The following is a 17,898-nucleotide window of genomic DNA, read 5'->3' on the forward strand; positions in this document are numbered from 1 at the left end:
GATATAAGCGTCCCTGATGTTTCACCGGCGGCCGAAACGCCGCGGGCCGTCAGTACTTCGGCGCCGCGCCCGTGATCTCGTAGAGGCGATCCATCACGGAATCGCGCTCCGCTCGCCAGGCGTCGAACCCGTCGGGACTCGAGGGGTAGCTGTCGTAGACGTCCTTGAGCGAGGTGGCGGTCCGCTGGACCCTGTACAGTTCGTAGATCACGTCCCAGTGGCCGACCGTCCGGAGCAGGGTCTTGAGTTTGAGTCCCAGGCCCATCTCGGCGGTCCCGGTTTTGCCGATCGCGTCGATCAGTTGCTGGCCAGGGATGGCGGTGACGACGGAGACCAGTTCCTCGAGGTCGTGGGCGGTCCCGAAGATGTTGTAACAGTCCATCGCGGCGAACCGTTTCCCGAAGCCGGTCTGGACGCGCTCGTTGTAGGGCCACAGGGCGGCCTCGCTCACGTCGCCGTCGGCGATGGCCTCCGTGGCGACCTCGGCGGCCCAGTGGCCGGCCTTCGCCGCGCCCGGGATGCCGCCGCCGGTACAGGGGTTGACGTGGGCTGCGGCGTCGCCGACCGCGACGAATCCGGGATGGACGGCGGAGTCGAGGGGGCGGCGCGTCGGCAGTGCCGCGCCGAGTTTGTCCGTCACCGTCGCGTCGGCAAACTCCGCGCGGTTCGTCAGGTCCGCCCTCAGCGCGTCGACGAGGTGCATCGGCTCCTCGCTCATCTGGAACCCCAGGCCGGCGTTGATCTCCGTCGCGGAGCGCGGGAAATACCACAGGTATCCTAGCTCCTCGGTCGGCTTGAACACGAGCGCGTCCGCCCAGTCGACTGGCTCGGGCACCTCGAGTACCTCACGGTAGGCCGAACAGAACTGCGAGTAGTCGATGTTAGTATCGAACGTCGAACCCGTCAGGTCGGCCCGGTCCTGCAGCACCGACAGCGCGCCCGCGGCGTCGACGACGACCTCGGCCTCGTACTCGATCGGATCGCCGTCACGGACGGCGACGACGCCCTCGACGCGCTCGTCCGGCTGGATCACGTCGTTGACAACGGTCTCGTAGTGGATCTCCGCGCCGGCGCGTTCGGTCTCGTCGAGCAGCACCTGGCCGTACTGCCAGCGGTCGACGACGGCCCCCGACTCGCCGAAGGGAATCTCGAGGGTCTCGCCCGTCCGTGGGTTCTCGAAGATGCCGCGGGTGATCGAGCGGTTCGTGAACGACTCCTCCTTGAGCCGTTCGCGGTCGATCACGTCCGGGAAGGTGCTCTTTCCCTTGATACCGTCCCCGCAGGCGATGTGACCGGCTTCCGCCTCGGTTTTCCGCTCGAGGAGGGCGACATCGAGTCCGTTACGGGCCGCGGTCGCCGCCGCGAAACAGCCGGCGGTTCCGCCGCCGACGACCACGACGTCTCGAGCGTCCGTCTCCGTAGTCATTTCTCATCGGTCGGGACGAAACGGGGAATAAAAAATTCGTTGAAAGTGTTTTGATGGTGATCTGACGACGAAATCGATGTTGGAGGGCAATACGCCGCCGTTCCGTCGCCGGTAACCGATACGGAGTCCCGGGAATCCTCGGGTCGGTCCCCGTTTCGCGGCCGACGCCGCGGGCGAGCCTTCGAAACCCACAAGCGCCGTCCCCCCGAACCGCCACCCGATGGAGCCACTCGAGCGGTATCGACCGATCGTCGACGACTTCGAGGCGTTTCTGGCGGCCTGTCGGCGGCCGCTGGGGACCGCCGTCCGCGTCAATACTATCAAGACCTCGGTCGAGCGAGCGACCGCCACCCTCGAGGAGGAAGGCGTCGAGTTCGATCAGGCCGACTGGAACCCGCGGGTGTTGCGCCTCGAGACGGATTCGCCGGGGGCGACCTGGGCCTCGTTCCACGGGTTTACCCACGGCCAGGAGGAGGTCTCGGCCGTTCCGCCGGTCGTCCTCGATCCCCAGCCCGGCGAGCGCGTCTGGGACGCCTGCGCCGCCCCGGGCGGGAAGGCGACCCAGATCGCGGCGCTGATGGACGACGAGGGGACGGTGGTCGCCAACGACAGCAACCTCGGGCGAATCTCGGCGCTCCGGTTCAACGCCGAACGGCTGGGAGCGACGAACCTCGCCGTGACCAACGCCGACGCGCGCAACTACTCGCTCGCGCCGTTCTCGTTCGACGAGTTCGACCGCGCGCTGGTCGACGCACCCTGTTCCTGCGAGGGGACGATCCGGAAGAACCCCGACGCGCTCGAGAACTGGTCGGAGGACCACATCGCCTCCGTCTCGGGCATCCAGAAGGGAATTCTCCGCCGGGCCGTCCAGGCCACCACGGCGGGCGGCACCGTCGTCTACTCGACCTGTACCTTCGCCCCGGAGGAGAACGAGGCGGTCGTCCAGCACGTCCTCGAGGAGGAGAACTGCCGCGTCGTCGAGTTCGACCTCGGACTCGAGCACGCGCCCGGCCTCACCGAGTGGGACGGCGAGGAGTTCGACGAGAGCCTCGAGCGGGCGGACAGGATCTACCCGCACCACAACGATACGGGCGGGTTCTTCGTGGCGAAACTGGAGGTGACAGCATGAGGGACGGAGGCGACGGACGCGACGGACGCGACGGAGGCGACCCTCTCGAGAAAAACGACGGCCAGCGGTTCGATCGACTCCCCGAAACGCCCGCCGACCGCACCGTCGAGGGCCGGGTCAGCCGCGAGAAAGTACTCGAGTACTTCGCGGACCGGTTCGCGATCCCGCCGGAGACCTTCGACGGGCACACGTTCTGGGAGAAGGGCGCGGGCAAGATCTGGATCTACGGCGGCGAGGCACCGACGCCGGTCGAGATCGAGGCGATCGGGATGACCTGCCTGCGGACCCGCCAGGAACACTGGAAGCCGACGACGGACTTCGTCCAGCGGTTCGGCCGCCACGCCGACGAATGTGTGATCGAACTCGATCGCGAACGCGCACGCCGATTCGCCGCCGGCGAGGACCAGGAACTCGAGTGGGACGGCGACTGGGGGTACCTGATCGCGGCCCACGAGGTCGGAGCGGGGTCGAAGGGCGAACGGAGTGGCGACGGTGAACCCGTCGACCGGGACGCCCTCGAGCCGCTCGGCATCGGCCTATACGTCCACGGCGAGTTGCGGTCGATGGTGCCGAAGGGTCGACAGCGGGACCTCTAGCTGACTACGTCGACAGCGCCGGTAGCGACGCCTCGATTCGCTCTCGCCGATCCTCGAGCCACTCCGGCAGGACCAGGCTCTCGCCGAGGGCCTCGAGGTCTTCGTCGACGGTGTACCCCGGCTCCGCGGTTGCGAACTCGAAGAGGACGTTCTCGTACTCCCGGACGTAGATCGACTCGAACCACTTCCGGTCGATGACCTCCGTCGGGCGCAGTCCGCGGTCGATCAGGAACTCCCGCCACCCCTCTTGCGCCTCGCGGTCGATCCGGTAGGCGACGTGGTGGACGGTGCCCGCTCCCGGGAGGCCCCGGGGAGCCTGTGGCTCCGCCCGGACGTCGACGACGTACCCCAGGTCGCCGTCGGTCTCGTAGCGCAGTCGGGTCCCGTCCGCCGAACGGTCCGCCTGCCGGTAGCCCATCCCCGTGAGCAGGTCCGTCGTCGGTTCGGTGCCGGTCAGCGACAGCGTCACGCCGAAGAAACCCCGGATCGCGTGGGCGTGTGCGACGGGGCTCTCCGGCAGGTTCGGTTCGGGAGCGTCGGGACGGGCGACCAGTTCCAGCGGGAGGCCGTCCGGATCGCTGAACGGGAGGACGTCGTCGCCGAAGCGGTCGACGACCTCGCCGGGCTCCGTGCCGGCCTCCTCGAGGCGCTCGCGCCAGTACTCGAGCGACCCCGAGGGGACCAGAAACGAGACGGCCGCGACCTGTCCCGTCCCGACCCGGCCGGAGCCCGCCTCGGGATAGGGGAAGAGGGTCATGCTCGTTCCCGGCCGGCCCTCGTGGTCGGCGTAGAAGAGGTGGTAGACGTCCGTGTCGTCCTGGTTGACGCTTCGCTTGACGAGCCGCAGGCCGAGGGTGTCGGCGTAGAAGTCGTGTGTCCGCTGGGGATCGCTCGCGACAGCCGTGACGTGATGGATGCCGGGCGTGGAGAGGTTCATAGTCATAGTATCCGTACGCGCTCGAGCCGGATAACGTTCGATCGCCCTCCCTACTGAACCGCTACGCGTAGTGGTCCTCGAGGTAGTCGACGATCGCCTCGCTCTCGTAGCGGGTCTCCTCTCGGGCGGTATCGACGAGGAACGGGATCGAGTCCTCGCCGCCGATCGCGGTCAGTTGGGCGTGGGCCTGCCCGTTGAGCACGTCCCCGCCCTCGTCCCCTGTCAGTCGCGGGTTGTGGACGACGTAGGAGACGCCGAGTTCGGTGAGTTTCTCGCGCACCTCGGTGCTGTGCGGGCAGCCTTCAGCCTGGTAGAGCTCGAGCATCGATCACCGTACGTCGCGGGCGGCCCTACGCGTTCGACAGGCAGGTGAAACACGGTCCGATGAGTTTCACTGTCCAGCGATGGGGAGAACTGTTTCGACGGCAAGACCGAGGGGACCGACACGGCGACCGGCAGTCGAAACATATGTTCCATTACATTTTGTTGGCAATCTCCTCGATGGCAATGACCAACCGATGGAATAGGTGAAGCACGAACACGGTGATTCCGAGCGCAATCGCACTGAATATGCCCAGGAAGATGTTCGCTGTAAGCAGAGCGAATCCAAGGATTACGAACAGAAGGACCGCAACGCCGGTACGGATCGAAGGCGGCAGTTCCGTCCGTGGTGTACTGGCAGACATGATAACGAATTAATCATTGGTCTGTAAGTGTTTTTTTGTTTTGGTTCCTCGGAGTAATGAAGGGGCCACCGCTGACCGATACCGGGCGTCCAGTATCGGTTATCGTTCGCGAACCGTGCCGCCACTGAGCCCCTCCCACTCGACCCGGTAGCCCAGATGCGAGAGGACGGCACTCGAGTCGCCGATCCCACGCTCGGCGAGCAGCGACTCGACGGCCGCGAGGTCCGTCCCGGGTTCGATCTCCGCGTCGACCTCCTCGAGCACGGCGGGCCGGATCAGCGTCCGACCGACCCGCTCGTGTTCGGGGAACGCCGTCTCGCCGAGCGCGTCCGCGCTCACGCCGTGGCGGTCGGCGAGTTCCTCGAGGCCGACGGCGTCGTCCTCGGGGATCAGTTCGTCGGGGAGTCGGGCCGCGCTCTCGGCTACGAGGTCCCGCTCGTACTCCCGGAGAGCGTCGACGACGTCCTTGACCCGCACGGATCCCGAGTACGGGATCGCGCGGTGGTCCCGCGCGGCGATCTCCTCGCCGACGCCGAGCGACTCGTCGACGGCGACGAGCATGTCGACGTCCTCCAGCGCCTCGAGCTGTCCGAGCTTCTTCTCGACGTATTCGGGGGTCCAGAACCCCATGATCTCGAAGTAGACACGAAACTCCCCGTGGGCGTACTCGAAGGCGAAGTCGGGGATCATGACCCGCGTTCCGGCCGCGAGCGGCTCGGGTTCGCGGATCAGCTCCCAGTCGAGGTCCAGGTCCTCGAAGCGGGCCGCGAAGTCGGCCTCGACGCCGCTGTCGAAGCTGACGTCGGTGACGGGCTCGGCGTCGGGCACTTCGACGGGATCCTCGTGGGAGAGCGAAAGCGTCCGTTCCGTGCCGCGGTCGTCGATCGTCGCCTCGAGGTGCCACGCCTCGGCGCTCGCGACGGTCCGCAGGAGCCGCGCGAACCGCGTCCCGTAGCGCCGCGTCGATCGAAAGAGCCGCGTGGGTCCGGTGACGACGATTTCGCGGTCGCTGGCTGCGTCGTTCCCCTTCGACGAGTCGTCCCGCCGGATCTCGTACATGAGTCGGAGTCGCTTGATCGCCGACACCAGCGCCTTCGGATCGCTCGAGCGCACCCGGAGCTCGGTCGCGTCGAACAGCGCGGTCTGGGCCAGCGAGAGGTTGTACTGTGCGAGCAGGCCGTCCGGGTCCCAGCGCGGCTCGACCACGGTCAGGACCTGTCGCTCCTCGAGGTCGGCATAGAGGGATCGCTCGAGGTCGTCGGCCGAGACGGGAAGGGATTCCCCGGCGCGGACGAGCGCCATCGCCCGCTCCTCCTCGCTGACGACGCCGACCGCCTCCGCGGCCTCGAACGCCGCGCGGCGTGCGCGTTCGGGGTCGATCGGCGCAGCAGTTTCGAACGTCGCCTCGCGCTCGACGAGGGCCGCGAGCCCGCGGACGAGCTTGTAGTCGTCGCTCTCGCGCTCGAGGTCGGTCAGCGCGTCCTCGAGGTCGCCCCGGGGTTCCCCAACGTGGCCCTGAAACGTGCCGATGACCCGGGCCGCGAGGGGCCGGTCCGATCGCTCGGCGAACTGCGGGTGGTAGCCGCCGCCGGCCCGCGAGACGCGGAGGAACTCCTTGCGCAGCATCCCCTGACACTCGAGGCGGCATCGTCAAAAGTCGTCCGCCGTGGATCGGGGCTGCGGGTCGCGGGCGGCCGCGGGCGGCCCCGGGGAGCCTCGAGGGCGCGGCGAACGCCCGTCGGTCGAGCCGTTACGCGTCCTCGTCCGGCGATTCGATGACCTCGACGACGGTCAGCGGAACGTCGCGCAGCGCCCCGCCGACCTCGCTTTTGGCGATGCGGGAGGCGTGTTCCTCGCCGTCGGCGTTGAACACCTCCATCTCGAGTGCGAGCCCCACCAGGGCGGTGTCGGCCGCGATGAACGCGGAGTCGAACGGTTCGCCACAGGCGGGACAGCCCGTCGCGCCGACCTCGACCTCGACGTAGTCCATGTCCTCCTGGTTGAGTCGTTTCCCGGCCTCGCTGACGGCGACGCCGATCGCGTCGTCGATCTCTTCGACGTCACGAACGAGCCATGCAGCTTCCATCGCGACGAGATAGTTGCCCATATACGGTGGTCGTTCCGGGGGGTTTCCTGCTTTGCGGTTCGGACTCGTCACGAGGCGACGCGAACGCTCCCCGATCGCGACGGCTGGACGGGGCTCGTCTCCGCGGGCCAGGTGCGCACGTGAGTCCGATTATGCTCATAAGTTACGAGAATTCCCCCCGTCGATTCCCGCCTGGATAGTCGGATTTCGGCTCCGGTCCGACTCGAGTTGCTGCTAGCGCAACTCGAGTTGAATCGCACGACGGCGTCGACCTATTCTTACATTAACAACCATTATAGAAACGGTGTTTCAAGAAAGCTTATATACTGCCCTCGTCTGAGCCACGGCTGAACGCTGATGATATCCCGCGTGTACCGCGCAACCCTGTTCGCACTGTACCAGCTGTGTATCGTGGTCGGCATCCTCGCGATGCCGCTCGCGGTGGCCGCCCGACAGGCCGGGGTAACGCTGCCGATCCACCAGGTCCTCGCCAACGTCGAGGACGCCTACGAAGCCGCCCAGTAACCATGGACTGATACCGCGATCCGAGCTTTTCGACGGTTTCGACGCCGACAAGCTACGCGTCTCGGACGACGAGCGACGGTCGACGGCCGACGGCCGACGATCGAACCGTCCCGGGCCTCAGGGTCGGCCCCCTCGAGGCTCGACGCACAACGCCTCCAGCCGACCTGTCGTCGGATGTCGTGAGGGAAAGCGGTCGACGCACCGACGCCGATGGGTGTACGTCTGCGGTTCGGCCGTGAAAGCGGAAACGCCGGTGGTGACCGCCGGGGTTTTATATCTTCCCGGCCGTACCCTTCGAGCAATGCGTACGCCCACACACGACTCGGACTTCTCTCGGACGGTCGACCAGCTGGCCGATAGCTCGAGCCCGTACGAGCCCGAGGTCGGCTCGATGCCCCGCAACGACCTGACCCAGGCCGATCTCGACAACGTCAACAAGACGGGAACGACGACCATCGGCATCACGACCGAGGACGGCGTCGTCATCGCGACGGACATGCGCGCCAGCCTCGGCGGCCGATTCGTCTCGAACAAGAACGTCCAGAAGGTCGAACAGATCCACCCGACCGGTGCACTGACGCTCGTCGGCAGCGTCGGCGGCGCCCAGTCGTTCATCTCGACGCTGCGCGCCGAGGTCAACCTCTACGAGTCCCGACGCGGCGAGGACATGAGCATCGAGGCGCTGGCCAACCTCGCGGGCAACTTCGCCCGCGGCGGTCCGTTCTTCGCCATCCACCCGATCCTGGGTGGCGTCGACGACGAAGGGAGCCACGTCTTCAGCATCGACCCCGCTGGCGGCGTCATGGAGGACGACTACACCGTCACCGGCTCCGGGATGCAACTGGCCTACGGTCACCTCGAGCAGTCCTACGAGGACGACCTCTCGAACGACGAGGCGACGACGATCGCCGCCCGCTCGATCAAGTCCGCCGCCGAGCGCGACACGGGCTCGGGTAACGGGGTCTTCCTCTGTGAGATCACCGACGAGGGCGTCGACATCCACGGGCACCACGACTTCGACGAAGTCGTCTAACGCGGACTTCCACGCTTTCGCCGTCGATCGTTCTTCGACAGCGTCGCGACCGATCTCGACTCGATTCTCGCCCCAGACTCCGGAAACTGGCCCGTTTTCGATCGCCTGCGAGGCGGGATAACAGTTATATTGATCATTGTTGTCGCCGAACATATGCCGGACGAATACAACCTCGAGGAGTACGAGTCGACCCGCGAGTCGTTCAGTTGGGACGACATCTACGCCGAGGCGGACTGGGACGCGCCCGAGTCGATCAACGTCGCACACGAGGTCTGTGATCGCCACGCTGCGGGCGGGGACCGCGTCGCGCTCCGACAGGTCGGCGTCGACGGCGAGTCCCGAACCCTGACCTTCGAGGCGCTTTCCGAACGATCGAACCGGTTCGCGAACGCCCTCGAGAACCTCGGCATCGAGCGCGGCGAACGCGTGTTCACGTACTTGCCCCGAATCCCGGAACACTACGTCGCGCTGATCGGGACGCTCAAGCGCGGTGCCGTCTTCGGCGGGATCAACGAGCGGTTCGGCCCCGAGGGCATCTCCTACCGGCTCGCGGACTGCGACGCGTCGGCCGTGGTGACGACGAGCGAGAACCGCGACACCGTCGCCGAGGCGCTCGAGGACGTGCCGTCGGTCGAGCACGTACTCGTCGTCGACCGCGGGGACGGAGACCTCGCGGACGACGACCTCGAGTTCGACGCGGCGCTCGCTGACGCCGCGGCGACCTACGAGACGGTCCGCACGGGCGGCGACGACGACGCACTGCTGTACTACACGAGCGGGACGACCGGCCCGGCGAAGGGCGTGCTCCACGAACACCGCTGGGTGACGGGCGTCGCGGCGACCCAGCGGTTCGCCGCCGACCTCCGGGACGACGACCTCTACTGGTCGACGGGCGACCTCGGCTGGCTGACCGGGCCGATCAACACCCTCGGCGCGTGGTTCTGGGGCACGTCGCTGTTCACCTACGAAGGCGAGTTCGACCCCGAGGAGTGGGCCGAGCTACTGGACGAGTACCCGATCACGGTGCTTTTCAGCGTACCGACCGCCTACCGGATGCTCCGCGAGAAGGAGGAGGTCCTCGAGGGCGTCGACCTCGACCTGCGTCACGCCCTCTCGATCGGTGAGCCGCTCTCCGCCGGCGTCGTCGAGTGGGGCGAGGAGACCCTCGGCGTGACGATCCACGACACCTACGGCCAGACCGAGACGGGGAACATGATCATCAATAACTACCCCGCGATGGAGGTCCGGCCCGGCAGCATGGGCAAGCCCCTGCCCGGCGTCACCGCCGACATCGTCGACCCCGAGACGGGTGAACCGCTCGAGCCCGGCGAGACGGGCGAGATTGCCCAGCGGGGCGACTACCCCTGTTTCTTCGCGGGCTACTGGGAGAAACCGGGGAAGACCGAGGAGTGTTTCGTCGACGGCTGGTACCTCTCGGGCGACCTCGCGCACAAGGACGAGGACGGTTACTTCTGGTTCGAGGGGCGGGCCGACGACGTCATCATCTCCTCGGGCTACCGCATCGGCCCGTTCGAGGTCGAGAGTTCGCTCGGCGAACACCCGGCCGTCGCGGAGGCGGCGGTCGTCCCGAAGCCGGATCGCAAGCGCGGAACCATCGTCAAGGCCTACGTCGTCCCCAGCGAGACCACGGATCCGTCCGCGGACCTCGCGGAGGACATCAAGACCCACGTCCGCGAGGAACTGTCCGCCCACGAGTACCCCCGCGAGATCGAGTTCCGCGAGGAGTTACCCAAGACGGTGACCGGAAAGATTCGGCGTACAGAACTCCGGGACGAGGCCACCGAGGAGGCGGACGCCGGCGAGTCGGTCTGAGAGAATCGCTCCCGAGTCGTCGGACGCCGTTCGCGACGGTCGTCGCCGCAGTACTGAAATCGTTATACGACCCCCGTCCGAACGAGGGACACGCTCGGATGGTGTTCGGAATCGAAGAGGGAGTTCGCTATCCCTTCCGCGGCGACCGGACGGCGGACCTGTTTGCAACGGGTGGGGTCCTCGGGATCGCGACGGCGATCCTGGTGCAGTTGGCTCTCGTTACGGCCCCGTTCCCGCTGGTCGCCGTCGTCGGCTCGCTGGCCGCGGTGCCCGTCGTCGCGCTCCTGGGCTATCTCCTGCGCGTGGTCGAGCGAAGCGTCCGTGGCTGCGACGACCCGCCCGGGTTCCGACCGTTCGCCGGACTGGCGTGGAAGGGGTGTCGGCTCTCCGTCCTCACCGTCGCGTACGCCGTGGTCCCCGTATTCGTCGTCGCCGCCGCCGTCGCCGGACTGCGTCGACTGCCCGTCGCCTCGGCCGACGAGATCGGGTTCGTCGGCGCGCTCTCGCTGTTCGGAATCTCGACGGCCGTCCTCCTCGTCGTCCTGTCGTTCGCCTACGTCTACCCCGCGGCGGTCGGTCGGCTCGCCGCGGGCGGCAGCCTCCGCGAGGCCCTGGGACTCCGTTCGTATCGGTCGGTGATCGGCCACGGGAGTTACTTCATCGCCTGGACCGTCGCGGCGCTGTTCCTCGCACCCGGCTGGATCGTGCTCCCGACCGCGCTCTCGAGCGCGACGCCGGTCGGCGTAGCGGCCGTCTTCGCGGCATTCTACGTCCACGTCGTGGCGGCGCGGCTGGTAGGCCGGGGGTATCGACTGGCGGCGGACGTCGACGGCGAAGAGAAGTAGCGGCGGGGGAGGGAGTTCCAAGTTACAACTGCGGCTCGGTCGCCGTCTCGTCCTCGAGTCGTCGGTTTCGAAGCGCCCGACCCGTGCGCCGATCGAAGACGTGGATGGCGTCCTCGGGGATGTGGGCGACGACGCGCTCGCCGTCCTCTACGCGCTCGAGGCCGTCGATCGTCGCGACGAACGTCTCCGAGTCCTCGCCTTCATCGAACGCGAGGTAGACGTTGTTCTCGTTGCCCATCGGCTCGACGACGTCGACGACGGTTTCGTAGCGGTGGTCGTCGGCGGCGTCCCCGCCGATCGAGATGTCCTCCGGGCGGATGCCCAGGACGAGTTCTTCGGTCCCGTCGAGGGCCGACTGCGTCTCCGCGGAGAGGGCGTAGTCGAAGTCGTCGTGGACGAGCCGCTCGTCCGGGGCGTCGAAGGAGACGTCGAAGAAGTTCATCGAGGGTTCGCCGATGAAGCCCGCGACGAACCGGTTCTCGGGTTCGTGGTAACACTCGAGCGGCGTGCCGACCTGCTGGAGTTTCCCGTCGTTCAGGATGGCGATCTTGTCGGCCATCGTCATCGCTTCGGTCTGGTCGTGGGTGACGTAGATCGTCGCCACGTCGAGTTCCTCCTGGAGCCGCTGGAGTTCAGTCCGCATCTGGGCACGGAGCTTCGCGTCCAGGTTCGAAAGCGGCTCGTCCAGCAGGAACACCTCCGGATCGCGGACGATCGCGCGGCCGAGCGCGACGCGCTGTTGCTGGCCGCCGGAGAGGTCGTCCGGTTTCCGGTCCAGCAACTCGTCGATATCGAGCATTTCGGCCGCCTCCTCGACGACCGACGCGATCTCGTCGTCGGGCATGTCGGTCGACTCCTCGAGGCCGAACGACATGTTCTCGCGGACGGTCATGTGCGGGTACAGCGCGTACGACTGGAACACCATCGCGATGTCCCGTTCTTTCGGCTGCTGGTCGTTGATCCTCCTGTCGTCGAGGCGGATCTCGCCGGACGAGACCGTCTCGAGGCCCGCGACCATCCGCAGCGTCGTCGACTTCCCACAGCCCGAGGGGCCGACGAGGACCAGAAACTCCCCGTCGTCGATCTCGAGGCTGACGTCGTCGACGGCGGTGATCTCGTTGCCGTCGTTCTCTACGAAGACTTTGCTTACGTCGTCGAGTGTGAGGTCTGCCATTGTGTGGTAGTTAGAGCGTCTGCCCCTTGGCGAACTGTTCCCCGAACATGATGTACACCAGGATCGTCGGCAACGCCGCGATGAACGCCCCTGCCATCTGGACGCCGTAGTCCGTCGCCATCGACCCCTGGAGCGCGTTCAACTCGAGGGTGACGACGTAGTTCGCCCGGTTGCTGAGCAACACCAGCGCGAACAGGAAGTCGTTCCAGACCTGCGTGAACTGGTAGATCAGCGTGACGGCGAACATCGGCAGCGACAGTGGCAGGACGATCTTCCGGTAGATCCGGGCGAGGCTCGCCCCGTCGAGGCGGGCGGCCTCGATGAGTTCGTCGTCGAGCGTCTGGTAGTACGACCGGAACAGGATCGTACAGATCGGGATCCCGTAGGCGATGTGCGTGATCGTCAGTTCGACCAGTTCGCCCCGTTCGTGGAGGCTCGAGATGTCGACGATCGACCAGAACTGCCGCAGCGGGACCAGCACCGCCTGGTACGGGATGAACACCGCGGCAAGGAACAGCGCGAGCAGGAGCGCCTGGCCGCGCCATTCGACTTTCGTCAGTCCGTAGGCGGTCAGGCTCCCCAGCAGCGCCGATAGCACCGCGGCGGGAATTACCATCGCGAAGCTGTTGACCATCGAGAATGCCAGTTCGCTCCCGGCGGTCACCCAGGGATCGATCGTGAACCCGCCCAGCGGCGGCTGCAGCGGCGAGGTCCGGGTGAACGCTTCCTGGGTCTTGAACGACGTCGTCAGGCCGCTGTACAGCGGCGACAGGTAGAGCCCGACGAACGCGAGCAACGCCCCGTAGAGGGCGACACGGTTGAGCGATAGATCGGACACCGTCCCAGTCAGACCGCTTTCGTCGCTCGTTTCGGTTGCCATCAGAGTGCACCTCGTTTGTACTGCGTGTACGCGTAGGGGCCGATGATCGTCAGCGCGAGCGCGAAGAGGACGACGGCGATCGCCGCCCCGTAGGCCCACTCGCTCGCGGAGAACGCCTGGCGGTACATCGTCACCGCGAGGATGTCGGCCGATCGACCTGGGTTGTCCCCGAACATGACGTAGATGAAGTCGAACGCCTTCAGCGCGAACACCATCAATACGACGGTCGCGCCGATCGTGGACGAACGGAGTTGCGGGACGATGACGCGCCGGTACAGCGTCAGCGTCGACGCGCCGTCGATGCGGGCCGCCTCGTAGTGGTCGTCCGGGATCGATCGCAGCCCGGCGAGGTAGACGATCATGCAGTAGCCGCTGAACTGCCAGACCAGCGCGAAAATGACCGCGGCGAGTTTGAACCGCGGATCGCCCAGCCAGTCGAACGCGAGCCCCTCGAGGCCGACGCCGGCGAGCGTGGTGTTGATCAGCCCGTCGCTTGCGTACATCCACGACCAGAAGATCGCGGTCACGACGAACGAAAGCGCCATCGGCAGCAGGTAGATCGTCCGGAACGTGTTCTCGAAGCGGATCTTGCGATCGACGAGCAGGGCCAGTCCCAGCCCGACGACCAGCGAGACGCTCGTGAACGCGACCAGGAGCGCGACCGTGTTACGCAGCGAGGCCCGGAAGTTCTGGTCGGCCGGCATCTGGCGATACATCTCGAGCGTGAAGTTCGTGTAATCCGGCTGTCCGAGACCGGACCAGCCGGTAAACGAGATCGCGACGTTCCAGCCGATTGCCCCGTAGACGAACAACAAAACAAGCAGCGTCGCCGGCAACCAGAACGGGATCGACTCGACGAAGTCGCTGCCCCGGAGTTGCGCGAAGCGGTTCCCCTCTCGCTCCCGAGAAACCGGCTCGTCGGTCCCGCGACTGGAGCGGGGATCGAGCCGTTGTAACGAGTTACGTAACGAATCCATAGCTCAGGTCAGGTGAAGTGGCGATGCTGGTCCTAGTCGAAGCTGTCGACGAGTTCCTGGTAGGCCGCGTCGACGTCCCAGTTGTCGATGAAGTTGGCGAACGCGCCCTCGATGTCGGTCTGAATGCTGGGGGCGACCGCCAGTCCGTGGGCGACCGATGGCGGCTGTTCGCTCGAGCCCTCGAAGTCGGCCATCTGGTCCTGCAGGAACGGAGTGAACGCGTCGTCGGGAACGTCCGTCCGGGGCGGGATCGACCCCTTCGCCGGGTTGAACCGTTCCTGTGCGTCGGCCGAGCCGGCGTACCGCAGGAACCGGACGGTCGCGTTCGGCGACGGGTTGTGCTTCGGGAAGACGAACGAGTCCATGTTCAGCGCGTACATCTCCTCGGTGCCGGGGAAGGCGACGTGGTCCCAGTCCTCGCCGTACTCGAGTTCGTCGTCGGCCTCGTATTCGCCGGCGGCCCAGTCGCCCTGGTGGAAGAAGGCGGCTTCGCCGCGGTTGATGTAGCCGCTGGCCTCGTCCCAGCTGAGCGAACTCGCGTCCTCGTTGAAGTAGTCGGTGTAGTCGACGACGATCTGCAGGCTGTCGCGGATCTCGGACTCGTTGTCCTCGACGTTGCCCTCGATGAACGACTCGTAGACGTCTGCGCCGTACTCGCCCAGCAGCACCTGTGCCCACAGCTGAAGGGTCGACCACGCCGACTGGGTCTGCTGTGCCATCCCGACGTAGCCCGCCTCGTCGACGGTCTCCATTACATCGAGCAGCGCGCTCGGGGAATCGATCGACTCGACGTCGACGTCCGCCTCTTCGACGACGTCGACGTTGTAGAAGAGGTTGTTCAGCCGGTGGATGTTGATCGGTACGGCGACGAAGTCGCCGTGGGGTCGCGAGACGTCGACCGGACCGTCGAGGTAGGCCTCACGCATGTCGTCGTCCCAGACGTGGCCCTCGATGTCGTATAGCAAGTCTTCCTCGGTGTAGTCGGTCAGCGCCTGGCCGGGCCACACCTGGAAGGTACTCGGGGGATTCTGGTCGACGACGCGGTTCCGGATGTCGGCCTCGAGGGCGCTCCCTGCGCCGCCCGGGGACGGGGAGGATTCGACCTCGATCTCGGGGTACTCCTCCTCGAAGCCCTCGACGAGTGCCTGGAACGCCTCTTCCTCGCCACCGGCGGTCCACCAGTGACCGATTTCGACGGGTTCGTACTCGTCGGGATCCTCCTCGAGCAGTTCCTCCAGGCTCTCGGCTTCGTCGTCACCGCCGAGACACCCGGCGAGGCCGACGACGGCTGCAGTCCCCGCTCCCTGTAGTACGGTTCGTCGTGACGTACTACGATTATCAGAATTATTACGATCCATAGTGAACTTCTGTACTGTAAAAAATCGTTATGATACGTATTAATACCTTTGGTACTGATCCTCACTACTAGGATCGGGGGCGAAACACCGAGACACTACTCGCTATCCGAGGTCGTGAAACGATCGGGGAACGGCGGAAAACGGAAGGAAAAAGTCGGATCCGGGCTAACTCGGCGGAGGCCGAATCGGTTCAGTTGATCTGCGTTCGCCGTTCGACCGCCTCGCTCGTCTCCGCGAGGCTCACGGAACCGCCAGTTTCGCTCGAGCGGTAGATCGCGTCGATGACACGCTGGACGGTCAGGGCCTCCTCGACCGTGTTCGTCGTCGGCGGCGTCTCGCTGACGATCGCCTCGAGGAACTCTCGGTCCTGTTTCTTGTAGCCGGTCATCGAGGCGTCGCCGGTGAGCGAGACGTCGGCGTAGTGGTCACCGCCGGCCGTGCCGGCCTCGAGGATCTCGATGTTGGTGTCGCCGATGTCGAACTGGGCTCCGGCCTCGGTACCGCGGATCCGGAAGTCCATGCTCTCCTCGCGGTTGGTCGCCCACGCGGCCTCGAGCGAGATCGTCCGCCCGTCGGTCGTCCGGATGAAGGCGCTGACGGAGTCGTCGACGTCGTAGGTCTCGGCTTCGGCGTCCCAGTTGTCGCCGAACCCCTCGGGGTCGGCGTACTCCTCCTGGGTACCGAACGTGGTCCGCGTGACGCCCGACACCTCGGCGATCTCCGGGAAATCGAGCGTATAGAGGGCCAGATCCAGGGCGTGGACGCCGATATCCAGCAGCGCACCGCCGCCCGAGAGGTCGGAATCGGTGAACCAGGAGCCGGGGCCGGGGACCCCCCGCCGTCGGACGTAGTTGGCTTCGACGTGGGTGAGTTCGCCGAAGCGGCCGCGTGCGTGGTGTTCGTCGAACATCGCCATCGACGCGGCGTGACGGTTGTGGAACCCGACCATACAGATCGCGTCGCTCCGGACCGCCGCCTCGGCGATCCGCTCGGCGCTATCGAGCGTGTGCGCGAGGGGTTTCTCGACGAGGACGTGGCGGCCGGCCTCGAGCGCGTCGACGGTGATCGGTTCGTGGAATCGGTTGGGCGTCGTGACGACGACCGCGTCGACGGCATCGTCGACGACGAGCCCCTCGTGGGTTTCGTAGGTCTCCGCGGCGAACTCCTCCGCGAAGCGCCGTCGCTGGTCGGGCACCAGATCCGCGCCGGCGACGACCTCCGCGCCGAGTTCCTCGAGGTGACGGGCGTGGAGGTGACCCATCCCCCCGAGACCGACGATACCGACACCGACGCCCGTGCCGATCACCGCGAAACACCTCCTTTCGGTCCGAGTCGTGGTGTCGAGTGGTCAGAAATACGTCGTTTCGATCCCGATTTCGAACGATCCCGGTTCATAGCGAAACGCGGGCAGCGATCGAAATAAGGGTTGTGACCGATTAATTACTCGGATACCGTGACAGTCATGCGGACGTGAGAGTCGGTCGCCGATCGGCGCTCGTCGGGCGATCGGAACCGGTCGAAATCGCCTGTTACTAGTGAACAGGGGGTGAGCCGACCGGCCGAACTAAGGACGTCGCCGGCCCAGGCCCACGGGATGACCACCGTTACGATCTGGAACGAGTATCGCCACGAGCGCGAGGACGACGAGGCCGCGGCGGTGTACCCCGACGGGATCCACGAGACGATCGCCGACGCGCTCGCCGACGGACAGCCGGCGGACTCGAGCCTCGAGATCCGAACAGCGACACTGGACGAGCCGGATCACGGCCTCCCGCCGGCGGTCCTCGAGGAGACCGACGTTCTGCTGTGGTGGGGCCACGAGGCCCACGACGAGGTCGCGGACGAGGTCGTCGACCGCGTTCAGGAGCGAGTGCTCGAGGGGATGGGGCTGATCGTCCTCCACTCGGGGCACTTCTCGAAGCCGTTCAAGCGGCTCATGGGGACGACGTGTAACCTCCAGTGGCGCGAGGACGGGGCCACCGAGCGGCTCTGGGTCGTCGACCCCGGCCACCCGATCGCCGAGGGGATCGACGAGTACATCGAACTGCCCGAAACCGAGATGTACGGGGAGCCGTTCGACGTTCCCGAACCCGATCGGCTCGTGTTCACGAGCTGGTTCGAGGGCGGCGAGGTGTTCCGCAGCGGCTGTTGCTACCGCCGCGGTAACGGCCGGATCTTCTACTTCCGACCGGGTCACGAGACGTACCCGATCTACGAGAACGAGGAGGTGCGTCGGGTGCTTCGCAACGCAGTCGACTGGGCTGAGCCGACCGGTGGGAAGGGCGGTTCCGGCCGGACGTTCGGCAACCGCGAGCGCGATCGGGACTGATACGGGTTACTGTCCGTCAGTTCCGGCGCAACCCCGCCCGGGTCGTGGTTGCGCCGGTACATCGGTACAGCAGTCCGTAACCAC

At 66.4% G+C, this 17,898-nt stretch carries 17 protein-coding genes; 7 read left to right on the plus strand and 10 right to left on the minus strand.

Annotated features, from left to right (window positions below; genetic code table 11):
• Positions 1-49 precede the first annotated feature (49 nt).
• Entirely contained in the window at positions 50-1,426 is a 1,377-nt protein-coding gene (locus CHINAEXTREME_RS15930; protein WP_007142811.1) for a geranylgeranyl reductase family protein, read from the minus strand.
• A gap of 220 nt (positions 1,427-1,646) precedes the next feature.
• Between CHINAEXTREME_RS15930 and CHINAEXTREME_RS15935 the strand changes: the two genes are divergently transcribed.
• Positions 1,647-2,555 carry an RsmB/NOP family class I SAM-dependent RNA methyltransferase gene (locus tag CHINAEXTREME_RS15935; protein WP_007142812.1) on the plus strand — a complete coding sequence of 303 codons (909 nt, stop codon included), beginning with the start codon at positions 1,647-1,649 and terminating at the stop codon, positions 2,553-2,555.
• On the plus strand, positions 2,552-3,151 hold the full coding sequence (locus CHINAEXTREME_RS15940) for a DUF7122 family protein (protein ID WP_007142813.1): 600 nt from the start codon (positions 2,552-2,554) through the stop codon (positions 3,149-3,151). The genes CHINAEXTREME_RS15935 and CHINAEXTREME_RS15940 overlap by 4 nt, the downstream gene beginning before the upstream one ends.
• 4 nt (positions 3,152-3,155) lie before the next feature.
• On the opposite strand, the gene CHINAEXTREME_RS15945 is transcribed toward CHINAEXTREME_RS15940, so the two are convergent.
• The 4 genes from CHINAEXTREME_RS15945 to CHINAEXTREME_RS15965 all read right to left on the minus strand — a co-directional run bounded on the left by CHINAEXTREME_RS15945 (position 3,156) and on the right by CHINAEXTREME_RS15965 (position 6,881).
• Complete coding sequence (locus CHINAEXTREME_RS15945; protein WP_007142814.1) at positions 3,156-4,088, minus strand: VOC family protein; 933 nt, start codon at positions 4,086-4,088, stop codon at positions 3,156-3,158.
• Between the two features lie 61 nt (positions 4,089-4,149).
• A complete protein-coding gene (locus tag CHINAEXTREME_RS15950; protein WP_007142815.1) occupies positions 4,150-4,413 on the minus strand; it encodes a glutathione S-transferase N-terminal domain-containing protein in 264 nt (87 codons plus the stop codon).
• 460 nt (positions 4,414-4,873) lie between these two features.
• Positions 4,874-6,400, minus strand: coding sequence for a DUF790 family protein (locus CHINAEXTREME_RS15960; protein ID WP_007142817.1), 1,527 nt, complete (start codon positions 6,398-6,400; stop codon positions 4,874-4,876).
• 124 nt (positions 6,401-6,524) lie between these two features.
• Complete coding sequence (locus tag CHINAEXTREME_RS15965) at positions 6,525-6,881, minus strand: DUF555 domain-containing protein (protein WP_007142818.1); 357 nt, start codon at positions 6,879-6,881, stop codon at positions 6,525-6,527.
• 336 nt (positions 6,882-7,217) lie between these two features.
• Here CHINAEXTREME_RS15965 and CHINAEXTREME_RS21920 point away from each other — a divergent pair, with 336 nt between their 5' ends.
• From CHINAEXTREME_RS21920 to CHINAEXTREME_RS15980, 4 genes are all read left to right on the plus strand, one after another.
• Complete coding sequence (locus CHINAEXTREME_RS21920) at positions 7,218-7,385, plus strand: hypothetical protein (protein WP_007142819.1); 168 nt, start codon at positions 7,218-7,220, stop codon at positions 7,383-7,385.
• Positions 7,386-7,686: 301 nt separating this feature from the next.
• Entirely contained in the window at positions 7,687-8,418 is a 732-nt protein-coding gene (psmB, locus tag CHINAEXTREME_RS15970; RefSeq protein ID WP_007142820.1) for an archaeal proteasome endopeptidase complex subunit beta, read from the plus strand.
• A gap of 153 nt (positions 8,419-8,571) precedes the next feature.
• Complete coding sequence (locus CHINAEXTREME_RS15975; RefSeq protein WP_007142821.1) at positions 8,572-10,251, plus strand: acyl-CoA synthetase; 1,680 nt, start codon at positions 8,572-8,574, stop codon at positions 10,249-10,251.
• A gap of 98 nt (positions 10,252-10,349) precedes the next feature.
• Positions 10,350-11,096 (plus strand): DUF4013 domain-containing protein, encoded by a 747-nt coding sequence (locus CHINAEXTREME_RS15980; protein ID WP_007142822.1) that lies wholly within the window; start codon positions 10,350-10,352, stop codon positions 11,094-11,096.
• A 22-nt stretch (positions 11,097-11,118) separates the two neighbouring features.
• Here CHINAEXTREME_RS15980 and CHINAEXTREME_RS15985 read toward each other — a convergent pair whose 3' ends face one another.
• From CHINAEXTREME_RS15985 to CHINAEXTREME_RS16005, 5 genes are all read right to left on the minus strand, one after another.
• Positions 11,119-12,270, minus strand: coding sequence for an ABC transporter ATP-binding protein (locus CHINAEXTREME_RS15985; protein ID WP_007142823.1), 1,152 nt, complete (start codon positions 12,268-12,270; stop codon positions 11,119-11,121).
• A 10-nt stretch (positions 12,271-12,280) separates the two neighbouring features.
• The gene (locus tag CHINAEXTREME_RS15990) at positions 12,281-13,150 is read right to left on the minus strand and encodes a carbohydrate ABC transporter permease (RefSeq protein WP_007142824.1); all 870 of its coding nucleotides are present in this window, start codon (positions 13,148-13,150) and stop codon (positions 12,281-12,283) included.
• On the minus strand, positions 13,150-14,127 hold the full coding sequence (locus tag CHINAEXTREME_RS15995) for a carbohydrate ABC transporter permease (protein WP_007142825.1): 978 nt from the start codon (positions 14,125-14,127) through the stop codon (positions 13,150-13,152). Before CHINAEXTREME_RS15995 ends, CHINAEXTREME_RS15990 begins: the two co-directional genes overlap by 1 nt.
• Before the next feature lie 32 nt (positions 14,128-14,159).
• On the minus strand, positions 14,160-15,485 hold the full coding sequence (locus CHINAEXTREME_RS16000) for an ABC transporter substrate-binding protein (RefSeq protein ID WP_007142826.1): 1,326 nt from the start codon (positions 15,483-15,485) through the stop codon (positions 14,160-14,162).
• A gap of 190 nt (positions 15,486-15,675) precedes the next feature.
• Positions 15,676-16,791 (minus strand): Gfo/Idh/MocA family protein, encoded by a 1,116-nt coding sequence (locus CHINAEXTREME_RS16005; RefSeq protein ID WP_007142827.1) that lies wholly within the window; start codon positions 16,789-16,791, stop codon positions 15,676-15,678.
• 288 nt (positions 16,792-17,079) lie between these two features.
• Here CHINAEXTREME_RS16005 and CHINAEXTREME_RS16010 point away from each other — a divergent pair, with 288 nt between their 5' ends.
• Entirely contained in the window at positions 17,080-17,814 is a 735-nt protein-coding gene (locus tag CHINAEXTREME_RS16010; protein ID WP_007142828.1) for a ThuA domain-containing protein, read from the plus strand.
• Positions 17,815-17,898 lie beyond the last annotated feature (84 nt).

It is taken from the genome of Halobiforma lacisalsi AJ5, assembly GCF_000226975.2.
Classification (GTDB): Archaea; Halobacteriota; Halobacteria; order Halobacteriales; family Natrialbaceae; genus Natronobacterium; species Natronobacterium lacisalsi.